This window comes from Saccharothrix violaceirubra, assembly GCF_014203755.1.
In the GTDB taxonomy this organism is placed as follows: domain Bacteria; phylum Actinomycetota; class Actinomycetes; order Mycobacteriales; family Pseudonocardiaceae; genus Actinosynnema; species Actinosynnema violaceirubrum.
Genome location: NZ_JACHJS010000001.1, coordinates 3600702 through 3616922 on the forward strand (window position 1 = coordinate 3600702; position 16221 = coordinate 3616922).

Here is a 16221-nt window from a genome sequence, read left to right on the forward strand (position 1 = left end):
TAGTTCGGGCAACCGTGCCGACAGCACCCCTAGAGACCCCTAACGACCCCTACTCCGGGAGCCAGTGGGACCGGTCCTCGTGTGGGACCCCTGGGCCGGTCGGGAATCTCGGCACGGAGATACGTCTGGCCATGCGCCAGCCTTGTTCGGTTTTGCGGAACTCGTCCAGGTAGTCGCCATTGTGGACGGTGCCGTCGGCGGTGATGGCCAGATAGCGGCTGATGACCCGCAGGGTGTCCGGGTCGTCCTGGGCTCTGGTGACCACGGAGTCCAGGGTGTGGTGGTCCACGCGGCCGGGGCCGATCGCTTTGGCGAACTCTTGGATGGCCGCTATACCCTCCACGCGCTTTCCCGATCCCATGGTCAGTTCTATTACGGCGTCCTCGGTGAAGACCAGGTGGAAGCGGTCGGTGTCCTGGTTGTCGAAGACGTGCGGGAAGAGGGCGCGGACCTGGTCGACCTGGGCGATCTCGGCCTGCGTCGGAGGCGTGTGCGGGGTGCTCAGGACGCCACCTGCTGGATGATGCCGAGGCGGTCCGGGAGGACGCTGTAGCGCACGACCTGGCCGTCGCGGAAGGTGATCAGGCTGACGCTGTGGCCGATGAAGCGGCGGCCGGTGCCGGGGACGCCGAACATCGTGCCGCGGTGGATGCCGTCCATGCGCCAGTAGACGACCACGCGGTCGCCTTCCGCGATCAGGTCGGTGATGGTGGTTTGGACGTCTTCCACCGTTTCCCAGAGCCAGGTGGCGTGTTGGCGGAAGGCTTCTCTTCCCGCGCCGCCGATGCCGGCCGCTTCGTCGACGGCGTCTTCGGCGATGATCTCGTCGACGAGGTCGAGTCGGCGTTTGTTGACGAATTCCTCGTAGTAGCGGCGGGCTACTTCCTTGTTCACTTCGATGCTCAACTGGGTGCCTGTTCTGTACTGGTCGGGTTCTGGCGTTTCGAGCTTTCGAGCGTCGCCCGCCGCCGGGCAGGTCGTCGTGCTCAGCCCGGGGGCTCGCCGGGACCGGCGGGTGGGAGGAGGATGCCGCCGTTCGCGGACAGGCCGCCGTCCACCGAGAGCACTGTTCCGGTGATGTAGGACGCCGCGGGTGAGGTGAGGAAGTGGATCGCCTCGGCCTGTTCCCCGGGTTGCGACCAGCGGCCCAGGGGGATGCGGCGGGCTATCGTGGCGCCGAAGGTCGGGTGTTCCACCTGTGCCCTGGTCATCGCGGTCACGGTGCCGCCGGGGGCGATGGCGTTGATCCTGATGTTCTCCGCCGCGTAGTCGATGGCGGCGGCTCGGACCAGGTTGATCTGTGCCGCCTTCGCCGCGTTGTAGGCCCAGGTGGACGGGTCGCCTCGCAGGCCCGATACGGACGACGTCACCACGATCGCGCCGCCGCCCGAGGCGCGTAGTGCGGGTGCCGTTGCCCTGATGCCGGCCGCGGCGCCGATCACGTTGACGCTCAGCACCTCGGCCAGGCGGTCCAGGGCGCCGGGGGCTTCCAACGGGCCGCCGCCACCGTAGCCGGCGTTCAGGACCGCGGCGTCGAGACGGCCGAACCGGTCCAGGGCCGCTTTCGCCGCCTCGGTGTTGGTGCGTTCGCTTGCCACGTCGCCGATCACGGTGGCCACGTTCGGGTGGTCGGCCAGGTCGGCCAGGCCCGTCGGGTCGATGTCGACGGCGACCGTCTGCCAGCCGCGATCAAGGTAGAGGTCGAGGGTGGCGCGGCCGATGCCGGAGCCGGCGCCGGTCACGACCACCACCCGGGTCGGCTCTTCTGCTGTGGACACTGGGGTTCTTCCGGTCCTCTCTCGTGTTTCCGTCAGTCGAACGTGGCGAGCCAGTCCCGGACGGCTCGCACGGTGGTCTCCGCGTGGTCCTCCAGGACCGTGAAGTGGTCGCCGGGGACGTCGGCCACCTCGTGCGGGAACGGCCACGTCGGGCGCCAGTCGTGCGGGCCGTCGGTGATCGTGCCGCGCAGCGGCTCGCCCGCCCGCAGGAGCAGGGTGCGACCGCCGATCGGCGCCGGGGCCCAGTCCGCCAGGATGCGGCCGTAGCCGCCCATGGCGGTGAGACTGGTGTCGCTCCACACCATCCGGTAGCGCTCGATGCGGTCCAGCATCCCGTCCAGCATCGCCTTGAGCCACCAGTCCCGGAATCCGGGCAACTTCGGGCTTTCGATGAGGTAGGAATCGATCAGGACTTGACCCAGCGGCACGACGCCGTCCGCTTCCAGCGCGGCGGCGACCGCGTTGGCGATGCAGCCGCCCATGGAGCGGCCGACGATCACGAACGGTTCGTCGCCCACCCAGGCCTTCACGGTCTCGGCGTGCATCCGGACGTAGGTGTCCTCGCTGTCCGGAAGGGAGTCCGTGTCCCGGTAGCCGGGTGACGGGACCACGAGCACGTCGCGTTCGCCGGCCATGCTGTGGCCGAACCTGGCGTACTCGTGCGGGCCCGAGATGGCGCTCACGGCCGGGAACAGGACGAGTTTGACCCGGCCCGGACCGGTGGCCAGTTCGATCGGAGGGAGGACGTGGTCGGGGGTTTGTGCCGCCGTGAACGACGTGCGCAGGTGTGAGGCGACGCCGATGATCTCGGCGGCGGCCGGGTACCGGCCGCCGCCGGCCAAGGCGCGGTAGAGCGTGGACAGCGGGCCCTGGCCGGTTCCCGGGGTCGGTGCGGGGGTCGTGTCGGCCAGGTCGCCGAGGGCGGCGTCCAGGTGTGCGGCCAGGGCGCCGGCGTCCGGGTGGTCGAAGGTGGCGGTCGCGGGCAGGCGCAGGCCGGTCGCGGTGTCGAGGCGGTTGCGCAGTTCCACCGACGTGAGCGAGTCGAGGCCCAGGTCCACGAACGGGCGGTCGGGCTCCAGCGCGTCGGTGGTCGTACCCAGGACGGCCGCCGCCTCCGTGCGGACGAGGTCTACCAGCACCTCGTGGCGGCTTTCCGCGTCGAGACCGGCGAGTCGGGCGCGCAGGCCCGGTGCGTCGGCGCTCGCGACCCGGCGGGCGGGGCGGACCAGACCGCGCAGCACGGCGGGCACGACGGGTCTCGTGCGGACGGCGGCGAGGTCCAGCGGTGCCGGGACCAGGGTCGGGCGGTCCAGGCTCAGGGCGGCGTCGAGCAGTGCGGTGCCCTGCTCGTCGTCGACCAGCCGCAGTCCGGCACGCGCGGAGCGGGCCAGGTCGGTGCGGGTGAGGTGACCGGTGATGCCACTGGGCGTGGCCCATTGGCCCCAGGACAACGAAGTCGCCGCCAGGCCGACGCTCGCCCGGTGCACGGCCAGTGCGTCGAGGAACGTGTTGGCCGCCGCGTAGACGCCCTGGCCGGGTCCGCCCAGGATCGCGGCCACGGACGAGTAGAGCACGAACGCGGCCAGGTCCAGGTCGCGGGTGAGGCGGTGCAGGTGCCACGCGGCGTCGACCTTGGGCGCGAACACCGTGTCGACCTGGTCGGACGTGAAGGTGTCGAGCGTGCCGTCGGCGACGACGCCCGCCGTGTGCACCACGGCCGTCAACGGGTGCTCGGCCGGGATCGCGGCGAGGACGTCCGCGAGGAAGTCCCTGTCCCCCACGTCTCCCGCCACGGCCGTGACCTCGACACCGGCCTCGGCCAGTTCCGCCAGCAGGGTGTCGGCCCCCGGCGTGTCCGCGCCGCGTCGGCCGATCAGCACCAGTCGGCGGATGCCGTGCGCCCGCACCACGTGTCGGGCCGCGATGGCGCCGAGGACGCCGAAACCGCCGGTGATCAACGCGGTGCCGTCGGGGTTCCAGGACCGGCCGCCGGTCCCGGGCGCGGTCACGCGGGTCAGCCTGGGTACGAGCACGCGGTCGCCGCGCACGGCGACCTGCGGTTCGCCCAGGCCCAGCACCTTCGGGTCGAACACGTCGTCGGCGCCGAGGTCGACCAGCACGATCCGGTCGGGGCGTTCGGCCTGCGCCGCGCGCAGCAGACCGGTCAGCGGGGCGGTGACGCCGTCGGGCAGGTCGCCCGGCAGGGCGGCGACGGCGGTGCGCGTGACGACCGCGAGCACGCGGTCGGAGTCGGCGAAGTACGCGCGGACCCGGTCGGCGACCTCGTGCAGGGTGGCCCGGATCTCCCGTGGCAGCTCGGCGTTCCCGGCGTGCGTCACCTCCAGCACGTCGTGGTCCGGCACAGGACCGGCCTCGCCCGCGTCGGTCCAGGTCAATTCGAACAGGGCGTCCTGGTCGGTCGACCGTGCGGCGGCGAGGCGGTCCTCGGTGATCAGTCGGGACCGCAGGGCGTCGACGGAGACGACCGGGGCGCCGGACGGGTCGACGGCGTGCAGCGCCAGTTCGTCGGCGGCGGTCAGGGTCAGGCGCACGCGCAACGACCGTGCCCCGGTGGCGTGCAGCCGCACACCCCGGTAGGCGAACGGGAGCCGGTTCGTGCCCGGAGGGTTGGTCGCCAGGTCGTGGTGGGCGGGCACGTGCAACGCCGCGTCGAACAACGCCGGGTGCAGGCCGAAGCCGTCGACACCGGCGGTGTCGGGCAGGTCGAGTTCGGCGTAGAAGACGTCATCGGCACGCCACGCGGCGCGCACGCCCTGGAACACCGGCCCGTAGTACAGGCCCGCGTCGGCGAGTTCCGCGTACAGCCCGGCGGTGTCGACGGGCTCGGCGGCGGGTGGCCAGGCGAACCCGGCCGGTGCCTGCGGTGTGTCGTCGGTCAGGGTGTCGTCGGTCGGGGTGTCGTCGGTCAGGGTGCCGGTGGCGTGGGTGGTCCACTCGGCCCCGCCCACGCGGGAGTGCACGCCGAACGCGCGGCGCCCGGTCTCGTCGGGTTCGGCCACCGAGACCTGCACGCGCACCGCGCCGCGGTTCGGGACGACCAGGGGTGCGGCCACGACGAGTTCGTCCACGACGCCCGTGCCCACCTCGTCGCCCGCGTGGACGGCCAGGTCGAGCAGTGCCGTGCCGGGCAGGATGACCGTGCCGCGCACGGCGTGGTCGACCAGCCACGGGTGGGAACTCGTCGAGAGGGTGCCGGAGAACACGACGCCGCCGTCCGCCAGGTGCGTGACGTCGTCGAGCAGCGGGTGCCCGACCGTGCCGGTCCCGGCCGGGCGGACGATGTCGCCGACCCAGTAGCGGTCACGACGGAACGCGTACGTCGGCAGGGTGACGCGCCGCGGGTCGTGGTCGGCGAACACGGCCGACCAGTCCACGCGGGTGCCCTGGACGTGGGCCAGTCCCAGCGCGGCCAAGGCGGTGGCGGCTTCCGGTCGGTCCCGGCGCAGCGCGGGCCGGGCCTGGACCCGCTCGTCGGCGAGCGTGGTGCGGACCAGGGCGGTGAGCACCCCGTCGGGGCCGAGTTCCAGGAACGTGCGCACGCCCGCGTCGTTCAGGTGCGCCACGCCGTCGGCGAACCGGACCGCGCCGCGCACGTGCCGCACCCAGTAGTCGGCGGTGGCGATCACGGCCGGGTCGGCGACGGCGCCGGTCAGGTTGGACACGACCGGGATCGTCGGCGGGTGGTAGGCCAGCCCCTCGGCGACCGCGCGGAACGGGTCCAGCATCGGCTCGATCAACGGCGAGTGGAACGCGTGCGACACGGTCAAGCGTCGGGTCCGCCGGTCGGCGAACCGGGCCGCGATCTCCTCGACCGCGTCGGCGGTGCCCGACAGCACGACGGACGTCGGCCCGTTGACGGCGGCCAGGCCGACCTCGTGCCCGCGTCCGGCGAGCAGCGGCAGGACCTCGTCCTCGCGCGCCTCGACGGCGATCATGGCGCCGCCCCGGGGCAGCGCGGCCATCAGCCGGGCGCGGGCGGCGACGAGCGCGGCGGCGTCCGGCAGCGACAGCACGCCCGCGACGTGCGCGGCGGCGATCTCGCCGACCGAGTGCCCGGTCACGAAGTCCGGCCGCACGCCCCACGACTCGAACAGCCGGTAGAGGGCGACCTCCAGGGCGAACAGCGCGGGCTGCGTGTGGCCGGTGTCGTCCAACGCGCCCGTGTCGGCCTCGGCGAACAGGACGTCCCGCAGCGAGCGACTCCCGTCGCCCTGTTTGTCCACTTCGGACACGACGGCGTCGAGGGCGGCGGCGAACACGGGGTAGGCGGCGTACAGCTCGCGGCCCATCCCGAACCGCTGTGCGCCCTGGCCGGTGAACAGCACCGCGAGCCCGCCGCCGGACGTGCCGGTGACGAGGTCGGCGGATTGTTCGCCCCGCGCCAACGCCTCCAGTCCGGTGACCAGCGTGTCCCGGTCTGCCGCGACCACGACCGCTCGTCCGGGCAACGCGGCCCGGGTGGTGGCCGCCGAGAAGGCAAGGTCGACGAGCCGGACGTCCGGGTGCCGTTCGACGTGCCGCAGCAACGAGTCCGCCTGGGCCGCCAGTCCCGTTGCGGAACGGGCGGACAGCACCACCGGAACCGGCACGGGCACGGAGTCCGACGGGCGCTCGGCACCACCGGGAAGTGACGACCCGGCTGCGGAACCCGTTGTCCCACCGGCTCCGGCCTCGTCGACCGGCGACGCCCCGGGTTCGGCGGTCGGTCGTGCGGGTGCCTGCTCCACGATCACGTGCGCGTTGGTGCCGCTCACCCCGAACGCCGAGATGCCCGCCCGCCGGGGGTGCCCGGTCTCGGGCCAGGGGCGGGACTCGGTCAGCAGCCGCACGGTCCCGGCCGACCAGTCCACGTGCGGCGTCGGCTCGGCCACGTGCAGGGTCTTGGGCAGGACGCCGTGCTTCACCGCCCCGATCAGCTTGACCAGGCCGGACACACCTGCCGCCGCCTGGGTGTGGCCGATGTTGGACTTCAGCGACCCCAGCCACAGCGGCCGGTCCTCGGCACGGTCCCGGCCGTAGGCGGCGATGATGGCCCGTGCCTCGATCGGGTCGCCGAGCGCGGTGCCCGTGCCGTGCGCCTCCACCACGTCGATCTCGGCCGGGGTCAGGCGGGCGGCGGCGAGGGCGGCCTTGATCACGCGCTGCTGGGCGGCGCCGTTGGGTGCGGTGAGCCCGTTGGACGCGCCGTCCTGGTTGATCGCGGTCCCGCGCACCACGGCCAGCACCTCGCGGCCGGCGCGTTCGGCGTCGGACAGCCGTTCCACGAGCAGCCAGCCGACGCCTTCCGCCCAGCCGGTGCCGTCGGCGTCCGCCGAGAACGCCTTGCACCGCCCGTCCGCCGACAGGCCGCGCTGCCGCGAGAACTCCACGAACCCGAACGGCGTGGTCATCACCGACGCGGCGCCGACCAGGGCCAGATCCGACTCGCCCGACCGCAGCGACTGGACGGCCAGGTGCAGCGCGACCAGCGACGACGAGCACGCCGTGTCGACCGTGACCGCCGGTCCCTCGAACCCGAACGTGTAGGCGATGCGCCCGGACGCCACGCTGCGCAGCGTGTTGGTGCCCAGGTAACCCTCGACCTCGGCCGGAGTCGCGGCGCGCGGCGTGTAGTCCTCGCCCGCGATGCCCGCGAACACGGCCGTGCGGGTGCCGCGCAGCGTGGCCGGGTCGATGCCCGCGCGTTCCAGCACCTCCCACGCGGTCTCCAGCAGCAGCCGGTGCTGCGGGTCGGTGGCCAGCGCCTCGCGCGGGGAGATGCCGAAGAACTCCGCGTCGAAGTCGGTCACCCCGTCGACGAAGCCGCCCTGGCGGGTGGTCGACGTGCCCACGGCATCGGGGTCCGGGTCGTAGACGCCGTCGAGGTCCCAGCCCCGGTCGGCCGGGAAGTCGGTGATCGCGTCGACCCCGTTCGCGACCAGCTCCCAGAGCTGCTCGGGCGAGCGGACACCGCCGGGCAGCCGGCAGGACGCGGCCGTGATCGCGATCGGCTCGTGCCGGCTCGACTCCAGGTCGCGGACCCGCTGCCGGGCACGTTCGGACTCGGCGAGCGCCCGCTTGAGGTACTCGCGGAGCTTCTCGTCATTCGCCATGGCCGGCGGGCTCCTCGAAGTTGTTGTCCATGAACGCGAACAGTTCGTCGTCGGACGCGGCGCCGAAGTCGAGGCCGTCGCCGCCGGCGGGTGTGCCGAGCCGGTCGAGAAGGGCCCGCAGCCGGGCCGCGAGGTCCGGGTGGTCGCCGGCGGCGAAGACCGCCTCCAGGTAGTCGACCGACGCATCCGCGTTCGGGAACCGGTCGACGTCGCCACCGCCCAGCTCCGACACCAGGAACGCGGCGAGGTCGGCCGGGGTCGGGTGGTCGAACACCAGGGTCGCGGGCAGGTCGAGCCCGGTCGCCGCGCCCAGCCGGTTGCGCAGGTCGACGGCGGTGAGCGAGTCCAGGCCCAGTTCCCGCAGCGGCCGGGTGTCGTCCACGGCCGACGGGTCGCCGTGCCCGAGCACGGTCGCGGTCTCGCCGCGCACCAGGTCGAGCACGGCGGCGGCCCGCTCGTCCGGGTCCAGTCCGGCCAACGAGCGCACCAGCCGGGTGCCGGCCTCGGGATCGGCGGTGGGCAGGTCCGCCCGCGCGCGGCCGTCGCCGGCGGCCTGTTCCAGCCAGTACCGGGACCGCTGGAACGGGTACGTCGGCAGCCCGGGACGGACCCCGACGATCCGTCCGCCGGTGACCGGTTCCCGGTCGACCGGTCCCGAGGCGGCCTCTTCCCCGCCCGTCACGGCCGTCCAGTCGACGGGCACCCCGCGCACCCACAACTCGGCCACCGACGCGCGGAACCGGTCGAGGCCGCCCTCCTCACGGCGCAGCGACCCGGCCACGACCGGCCGGTCCACGCCCGCCGCCTCCAGGGTGTCCTGGACGCTCGCGGTGAGCACGGGGTGCGGGCTGATCTCCACGAACACGTCGTGCCCCTGGTCCGCGAGACCGCGCACGGCCTCCGCCAAGCGCACGGTGCGCCGCAGGTTGGTGTACCAGTACTCGGCGTCCAGGCCGGTGGTGTCGATCCAGTCCGCGGTGACCGTGGAGAACAGCGGCACGGCGGACTCGCGGGGCTCGATCCCGGCCAACGCGGCGAGGATCTCGTCGCGGATCGGCTCGACGTGCGCGGAGTGCGACGCGTAGTCGACCGCGATCGTCCGGGCGCGGTGCCCGTCCTCGGTCGCGCCGGCCACGATCGCGGCCAGCGCGTCGGGCTCGCCGGCGACGACGACCGCGGCCGGGCCGTTGACGGCGGCCACCGAGACCCGGTCCGCGTAGGGTGCGATCCGCTCGGTCACCACGTCGACCGGCAGGGCCAGCGACGCCATGCCGCCGCGGCCGGACAGGGCGGTGATCGCCCTGCTGCGCAACACGACGACCCGCGCACCGTCCACAAGCGACAGTGCGCCCGCGACCGTGGCCGCGGCGATCTCGCCCTGGCTGTGCCCGACCACGGCGTCCGGCGAAACGCCGTGCGCCTCCCACAACGCGGCCAACGACACGAGCACCGCCCACAGCACGGGCTGCACCACGTCCACCCGGTCGAGGCCGGGCGCACCCGACGCCCCGCGCAGGACGTCCTGCGGTGACCAGTCCACGAGCGGGTGCAGCGCGGCGGCGCACTCGGCGAACCGGGCGGCGAACGCGGGCGCGGTGTCCAGCAGTTCCACGCCCATGCCCGCCCACTGCGACCCCTGGCCGGGGAAGACGAACACGGTCCGCCCCGGCGTGCCGGCGGTGCCGGTGACCAGGTTCGGCGCGGACCGGCCGGCCGTCAGCGCGGCCAGCCCGGCGGCGTGGTCGCCGAGCACGACGGCCCGTTCGGCGAACGCCGTGCGCCCCGGCAGGGCCGCCGCGGCGGATCCGTCGAGCCCGGTCAGGCGCTCGCCCCACGCGGCCAGGGCGTCCGGCGTCCGCGCGGACAGCACCCAGGGCAGGGCCGGGTCGGCGGGAGCGGGCGCCGGTTCGGGGTCGCCCTGCTCGACGATCACGTGCGCGTTGGTGCCGCTGACGCCGAACGACGACACGCCGGCCCGGCGCGGACGTCCGGTCTCCGGCCACGGGCGTGCCTCGGTGAGCAGCTCCACGCCGCCGGACGACCAGTCGACGTGCGGGGTGGGTTCGTCCACGTGCAGCGTCCGGGGCAGCAGGTCGTGGCGCAGCGCCTGGACCACCTTGATGATCCCGGCCGCGCCCGCCGCCGCCTGGGTGTGCCCGATGTTGGACTTCAACGACCCCAGGTAGAGCGGCACGCCGGTCCGGTCGCGGCCGTAGGTCGCCAGCAGCGCCTGCGCCTCGATCGGGTCGCCCAGCGTGGTGCCCGTGCCGTGCCCCTCGACGAGGTCCACTTCGGACGGTCGAAGACCGGCGTTGGCCAGGGCCTGGCGGATCACGCGCTGCTGCGCGGGACCGTTGGGCGCGGTCAGCCCGTTGGACGCGCCGTCCTGGTTGACCGCCGTGCCGCGCACGATCCCGAGCACCCGGTGGCCGTTGCGGCGGGCGTCGGACAGGCGCTCGACCAGCAGCAGGCCGACGCCCTCGGCCCAGCCCGTGCCGTCGGCGGCACCCGCGTACGCCTTGCACCGGCCGTCCGCCGCGAGCCCGCGCTGCCGGGAGAACTCGACGAACACGGCCGGGGTCGACATGATCGCGACGCCGCCCGCCAACGCCAGGTCGCTCTCGCCCGTGCGCAGCGACTGGACCGCGAGGTGCAGTGCGACCAGCGACGACGAGCACGCCGTGTCGACCGTGACCGCCGGTCCCTCGAACCCGAACGTGTAGGCGACCCGGCCGGACGCGACACTGCCCGCCGACCCGTTGGCGACGAACCCCTCCAACTGGGCGGGTGCCTCGCCGACGCGGGGCGCGTAGTCGTGGTACATCACGCCCGCGAACACGCCGGTGCGGGAGCCGCGCAACGTCGTCGGGTCGATGCCCGCGCCTTCGACGGCCTCCCACGCGGTCTCCAGCAGCAGCCGCTGCTGCGGGTCGGTGGCCAGGGCCTCGCGCGGGGAGATCCCGAAGAACTCGGCGTCGAACCCGTCGGCGTCGTGCAGGAACCCGCCGTGCCGCGTGTAGGACGTGCCCGCGTGGTCGGGGTCCGGGTCGTACAGGCCGTCGAGGTCCCAGCCCCGGTTGTCCGGGAACGGGGTGACCGCGTCCCGGCCGTCGCGCACCAGCTCCCACAGGGCGTCGGGCGAGTCGACGCCGCCGGGCAGCCGGCACGCCATGCCGACGATCGCGATCGGCTCGTCGACCCGGGCGACCGGTGCGACGACGTCCGGCGTGGTCTCGGCCGTCGGGAACAGTTCGGCCAGCAGGTGCTCGACCAGGGCGGCCGGCGTCGGGTGGTCGAAGGCCAGCGTCGCGGGCAGGCGCAGGCCCGTGGCCGCGTCGAGCCGGTTGCGCAGCTCGACCGAGGTCAGCGAGTCCAGCCCGAGGTCGCGGAACGCCCTGGCCGGGCCGATCGCGGCCGGCGTCGTGCCCAGCACCGCCGCCACCTCGGCCCGCACCAGTTCCAGCAGCCCGGCGGACCGGCCCTCCCGGTCGAGTCCGGCGAACCGGCCCGCCGGCTGCCCGGCCGTCGCGACCCGCCTTGCCGGTCGCACCAGCCCGCGCAGCAGCGATGGCACGGTGCCCGCCCGCCGCACGGCGGCGAGGTCGAGCGGCGCCGGGACCACGAGCGGGTCGTCGACGCGCAGGGCGAGGTCGAACAGGGCGAGACCGCCGGCGGTGTCGATCCGGCGGATGCCGGCGCGGGCGTTGCGCGCGTGGTCGGCGGCCGTGAGGTGGCCGCTGATCCCGCTCGCCCGCTCCCACATGCCCCACGCCAGGGACCGCGCGGGCAGGCCGAGGGCGACCCGGTGCGCGGCCAGGGCGTCGAGGAACGTGTTGGCCGCCGCGTACGCGCCCTGCCCGCCGCTGCCGAGCACGCCGGCCACCGACGAGAACAGCACGAACGCGGCCAGGTCCTGGTCCAGGGTCAGCTCGTGCAGGTGCCAGGCGGCGTTCACCTTGGGCCGCAGCACGGCGGCGGCGCGTTCGGGCGTGAGCGAGTCGATCACCCCGTCGTCCACCACGCCCGCCGTGTGCAGGACGGCGGTGAGCGTGCGGCCGGCGAGCACGGCGGCGAGCACGGCCCGGTCGGCGACGTCGACGGCGGCGACCTCGACCCGCGCCCCGAGCGCGGTCAGCGTCGTCACCAGGGCGTCGACCCCCGGCGTGGCGGCACCCCGCCGGCCGAGCAGGAGCAGGTTCCGCGCGCCGTGCCGGGTGACGACGTGGTGGGCGAACTCGGCGCCGAGCGCGCCGAGACCGCCGGTGATCACCACCGTGCCGTCGGGGTCCCAGGCCCGGCCGGGCGCGCGCGGGGCGGCCCGGACCAGTCGGGGCACGGACACCTGCCCGTCGCGGACCCTGAGCTGCGGTTCGTCGCCCAAAGCCGGCACGAGGCCGGAGTCGGTGTCCAGCAGCACGACCCGGCCGGGCCGCTCGGTCTGCGCGGCCCGGACCAGGCCGACGACCGGCGCGTACGCGAGACCGTCACGAACGCGGACGACCAACGTCCGCTCGTCGTCGCTCGCAAGGTGCGCGCGCAGTCCGGCCAGCACGGCGGCGGTCGCGGTGTGCGCGTCGGCGACCGGGTCGCCGGTCGGTTCCGGCGCGTCGAGCAGGACGACCCGGTCGGTACCGGCCTCGGCCGGACCGGACGGCACCCAGTCCACGGTGAACAGCGCGTCCCGGGGTCCGGCGGCGCCGACCTCCACCAGGCGGGAGCGCAGGCTGTCCACGGTGACGACCGGCTCGCCCTGCGCGTCGGCGGCCAGCAGGGACAGCTCGTCGTCCCCGGTCACGGTCAGCCGCACGCGCAACGAGGTCGCCCCGGTGGCGTGCACGCGGACTCCGCGCCACGCGAACGGCAGCCGGTTGCGGCCGGACGGGGTGGTGGCGAGGGTGTCGTAGGCGGCCGGGTGCAGTGCGGCGTCGAGCAGCGCGGGGTGGACGGCGAAACCTTGGGTGTCCTCTGTGGACACTTCGGCGTAGAGGGTGTTCCCGTCCTTCCACAGCGCCTGAACGCCCTGGAAAGCGGGACCGTAGGCGAGTCCGGCGTCGGCCAACACGGGGTAGAGGGAGTCGACGTCGACGGGTACGGCGGCGGGCGGCCACACGTCGAGCCGGTCGGGGCCTGTCGCGGACGAGGACCCGAGTCGGCCGCTCGCGTGCCGCGTCCACCCGTCCTCGTCCTCGGCCCGCGAGTGCACGGACACCGACCGCCCGGTCCCGTCGGGCGGGCCGACCGCGACCTGCACCCGCACGGCCCGGTCCCCCAGCACCAGCGGGGCCTCCACGACCAGGTCCTCCAGCACGTCCGCGCCGACCTCGTCGCCCGCGCGCACCGCGAGTTCCACGAACGCCGTCCCCGGCAGCAGCACGGTCGACCCGACCACGTGGTCCGCGAGCCACGGGTGCGTGTGCCGGGACAGCCGTCCGGTCAGCACCAGCCCGCCGTCCTCGGCCAGGGCGACGGTGGCACCCAGCAGCGGGTGGTCGGCGTCGACGAGTCCGAACCCGGCGGCGTCGGCGGGTGCGCGTTCGACGTCGAGCCAGAACCGCTCGCGCTGGAACGCATAGGTGGGCAGGTCGACCGCACGGGCGCCGGGGAACACCGCCGTCCAGTCCACCGGACGCCCGCGCACGTGCGCGGTGGCCAACGCGGTCACGACGGCCAGGCTCTCGGGCCGGTCCTTGCGCAGCGCGGGCACCAGCACGGCGTCCGGCGCGCTGTCGGCGGCCAGGGCGGTGAGCACGGCGTCCGGCCCGATCTCGACGAACGTGTCCACCCCGGCCGCCACGAGGTGCGTGACGGCGTCGGCGAACCGGACCGCGTGCCGGGCGTGCCGCACCCAGTAGTCCGGGTCGGCCAACTCGGCGGACACCGGCCGCCCGGTCACCGCGGACACCACCGGGATGGTCGGAGCCGAGGCCCGTACGCCGGCGACCACGGCGCGGAACTCCGCGAGCACGGGCTCGACCAGCGGCGAGTGGAACGCGTGCGACACCGTGAGCCGCTTGGTCCGGCGCCCCGACCCGGCCACGTGCGCGGCGACCGCGAGCACCGACTCCTCGGCGCCCGACACGACGACCGCGTTCGGGCCGTTGACCGCCGCGATGTCCACATCGGACAGTCCGGCGAGCAGGTCGCGCACCTCGGCCTCGGGAGCCGCCAGGGCCGCCATCGCCCCGCCGGTCGGCAGTGCACGCATGAGCCGGCCGCGCGCCGCGACGATCCTCGCCGCGTCGGCGAGCGACCAGACCCCGGCCACGTGGGCGGCGGCCAGCTCGCCGATCGAGTGCCCGGTCACGAAGTCCGGCCGCACACCCCACGACTCGAACAGCCGGAACAGCGCGACCTCGACCGCGAACACCCCGGCCTGCGTGTAGAGGGTGTCGTCGAGCGACCCGTCGCCCGTCCCGAACACCACGTCCGCGACGGAGACGCCCGACTCGCGGTCCAGTTCCGCCACGGCCGCGTCGAACGCGCCGGCGAACACCGGGTAGGCCGCGTACAGCCCGCGCCCCATCCCGACCCGCTGCGCACCCTGGCCGGTGAACAGGAACGCCACCGACCCGCCGGCCACGCCGCGCACGACCGACGCGGACGCCGCGCCGGACGCCAACGCCCGCAACCCGTCGTCCAGCGCGGCCCGGTCGACACCGAGCACGACGGCGCGTTCGCCCAACGTCGCGCGCCGGGTCGCCAACGACCACCCGACGTCGGCCGGATCGCCGACCACGCCCGACAGCCGTTCCGCCTGGGCGACCACGGCTTCGGGCGAGTACCCCGACAGCACCCAGGGCACGACGGGCACGCCGTCCGGCACGTCCGCCGCCTCGGCCGCCCGATCCGGGAACCGCTCGCCGATCGACGGCCGTTCCGTACCGGCCGCCACGGCTTCGGGGGAACGCTCCACCGGCACACCCACAGGCCGTTGCGCCCCGACCGCCGGCTCCACCCCGGGCACGCGGCCCGGCACCGCCTCCTCGGCCGGCGCCTCCTCGATGATCACGTGGGCGTTCGTGCCGCTGACCCCGAACGCCGACACCCCCGCCCGACGCGGGGTCTCCCCGCCCGGCCACGGGAGTTCGTGCTCCAGCAGGCGAAGCACCCCGTCCGACCAGTCGACGTGGGTCGTCGGCCGGTCGACGTGCAGGGTCCGGGGCAGCACGCCGTGGCGCAGCGCCTCGACGATCTTGATGATGCCCGCCGCACCGGCCGCCGCCTGCGTGTGCCCGATGTTGGACTTCACCGACCCCAGCCACAGCGGCCGGTCCGCCGCCCGACCCCGGCCGTAGGCGGTGATCAGGGCGTTGGCCTCGATCGGGTCGCCCAGGCGGGTGCCCGTGCCGTGGGCCTCGACGACGTCCACGTCGGACGGGTCGAGGCGGGCGTCGGCCAGGGCCGCGCGGATCACGCTCTCCTGCGCCGGTCCGTTCGGCGCGGTCAGGCCGTTGGACGCGCCGTCCTGGTTGACCGCGCTGCCGCGCACGACGGCCAACACGCGGTGCCCGTTCGCCCGAGCGTCCGACAACCGTTCCAGCAGCAGCACGCCGACGCCCTCGCCCCAGCCCGTGCCGTCGGCCTCGTCCGAGAACGCCCGGCACCGCCCGTCGCCGGACAGGCCGCGCTGGCGGGAGAACTCGACGAACGACGACGGCGACGCCATGACCGTCACGCCGCCGACCACGGCCAGCGACGACTCGCCCGACCGCAGCGACTTCGCCGCCAGGTGCAGGGCGACCAGCGACGACGAGCACGCCGTGTCGATCGTGACCGCCGGACCCGAGAAACCGAACGTGTAGGAGATCCGGCCGGACGCCACGCTGGCCGCCGTGCCGACCGCGAGGTACCCGTCGACCGACGCCGGGGTGGCGGGCAGGCGTGCCGCGTAGTCCTGGCCGTTCACGCCCGCGAAGACGCCGACGTCCTTGCCCCGCACCGAATGCGGGTCGATGCCCGCCCGTTCCAGCGCTTCCCAGGTCGTCTCCAGCAGCAGGCGGTGCTGCGGGTCGGTGGCCAGGGCCTCGCGCGGCGAGATGCCGAAGAACCCGGCGTCGAACCCGGCGATGTCGTCGAGGAACGCGCCGTGCCGGGTGTAGGAGGTGCCCGGCCGGTCGGGGTCCGCATCGTACAGGGCGTCCAGGTCCCAGCCCCGGTCGGCGGGGAACGGTCCGACCGCGTCGCCGCCGGCGGCGACCAGCCGCCACAGGTCCTCCGGCGACGACACGCCGCCGGGGAACCGGCAGGCCGTGCCGATGATCGCGATCGGCTCGTGCCGGACGGCGTCGAGCCGCTCGCGGGTGTCGGTCAGCTCGGCGGTCACCTTCAGC

4 protein-coding genes and 1 pseudogene are annotated in these 16221 nt (G+C 74.7%); all 5 read right to left on the reverse strand.

Annotation, left to right across the window (positions count from 1 at the left end):
• Positions 1 to 49 precede the first annotated feature (49 nt).
• A complete protein-coding gene (locus F4559_RS17070) occupies positions 50 to 505 on the reverse strand; it encodes a nuclear transport factor 2 family protein (RefSeq protein WP_184675882.1) in 456 nt (151 codons plus the stop codon).
• Positions 502 to 906 (reverse strand): ester cyclase, encoded by a 405-nt coding sequence (locus F4559_RS17075; RefSeq protein ID WP_184669907.1) that lies wholly within the window; start codon positions 904 to 906, stop codon positions 502 to 504. The genes F4559_RS17070 and F4559_RS17075 overlap by 4 nt, the downstream gene beginning before the upstream one ends.
• An 80-nt stretch (positions 907 to 986) precedes the next feature.
• Positions 987 to 1778, reverse strand: coding sequence for an SDR family NAD(P)-dependent oxidoreductase (locus F4559_RS17080; protein WP_312865691.1), 792 nt, complete (start codon positions 1776 to 1778; stop codon positions 987 to 989).
• 32 nt (positions 1779 to 1810) lie between these two features.
• Positions 1811 to 7888: pseudogene (locus tag F4559_RS17085) on the reverse strand (SDR family NAD(P)-dependent oxidoreductase); the annotation flags it as partial.
• The gene (locus F4559_RS35135; protein ID WP_376774715.1) at positions 7881 to 16214 is read right to left on the reverse strand and encodes an SDR family NAD(P)-dependent oxidoreductase; all 8334 of its coding nucleotides are present in this window, start codon (positions 16212 to 16214) and stop codon (positions 7881 to 7883) included. The gene F4559_RS35135 and the pseudogene F4559_RS17085, both read right to left, overlap by 8 nt.
• Positions 16215 to 16221 lie beyond the last annotated feature (7 nt).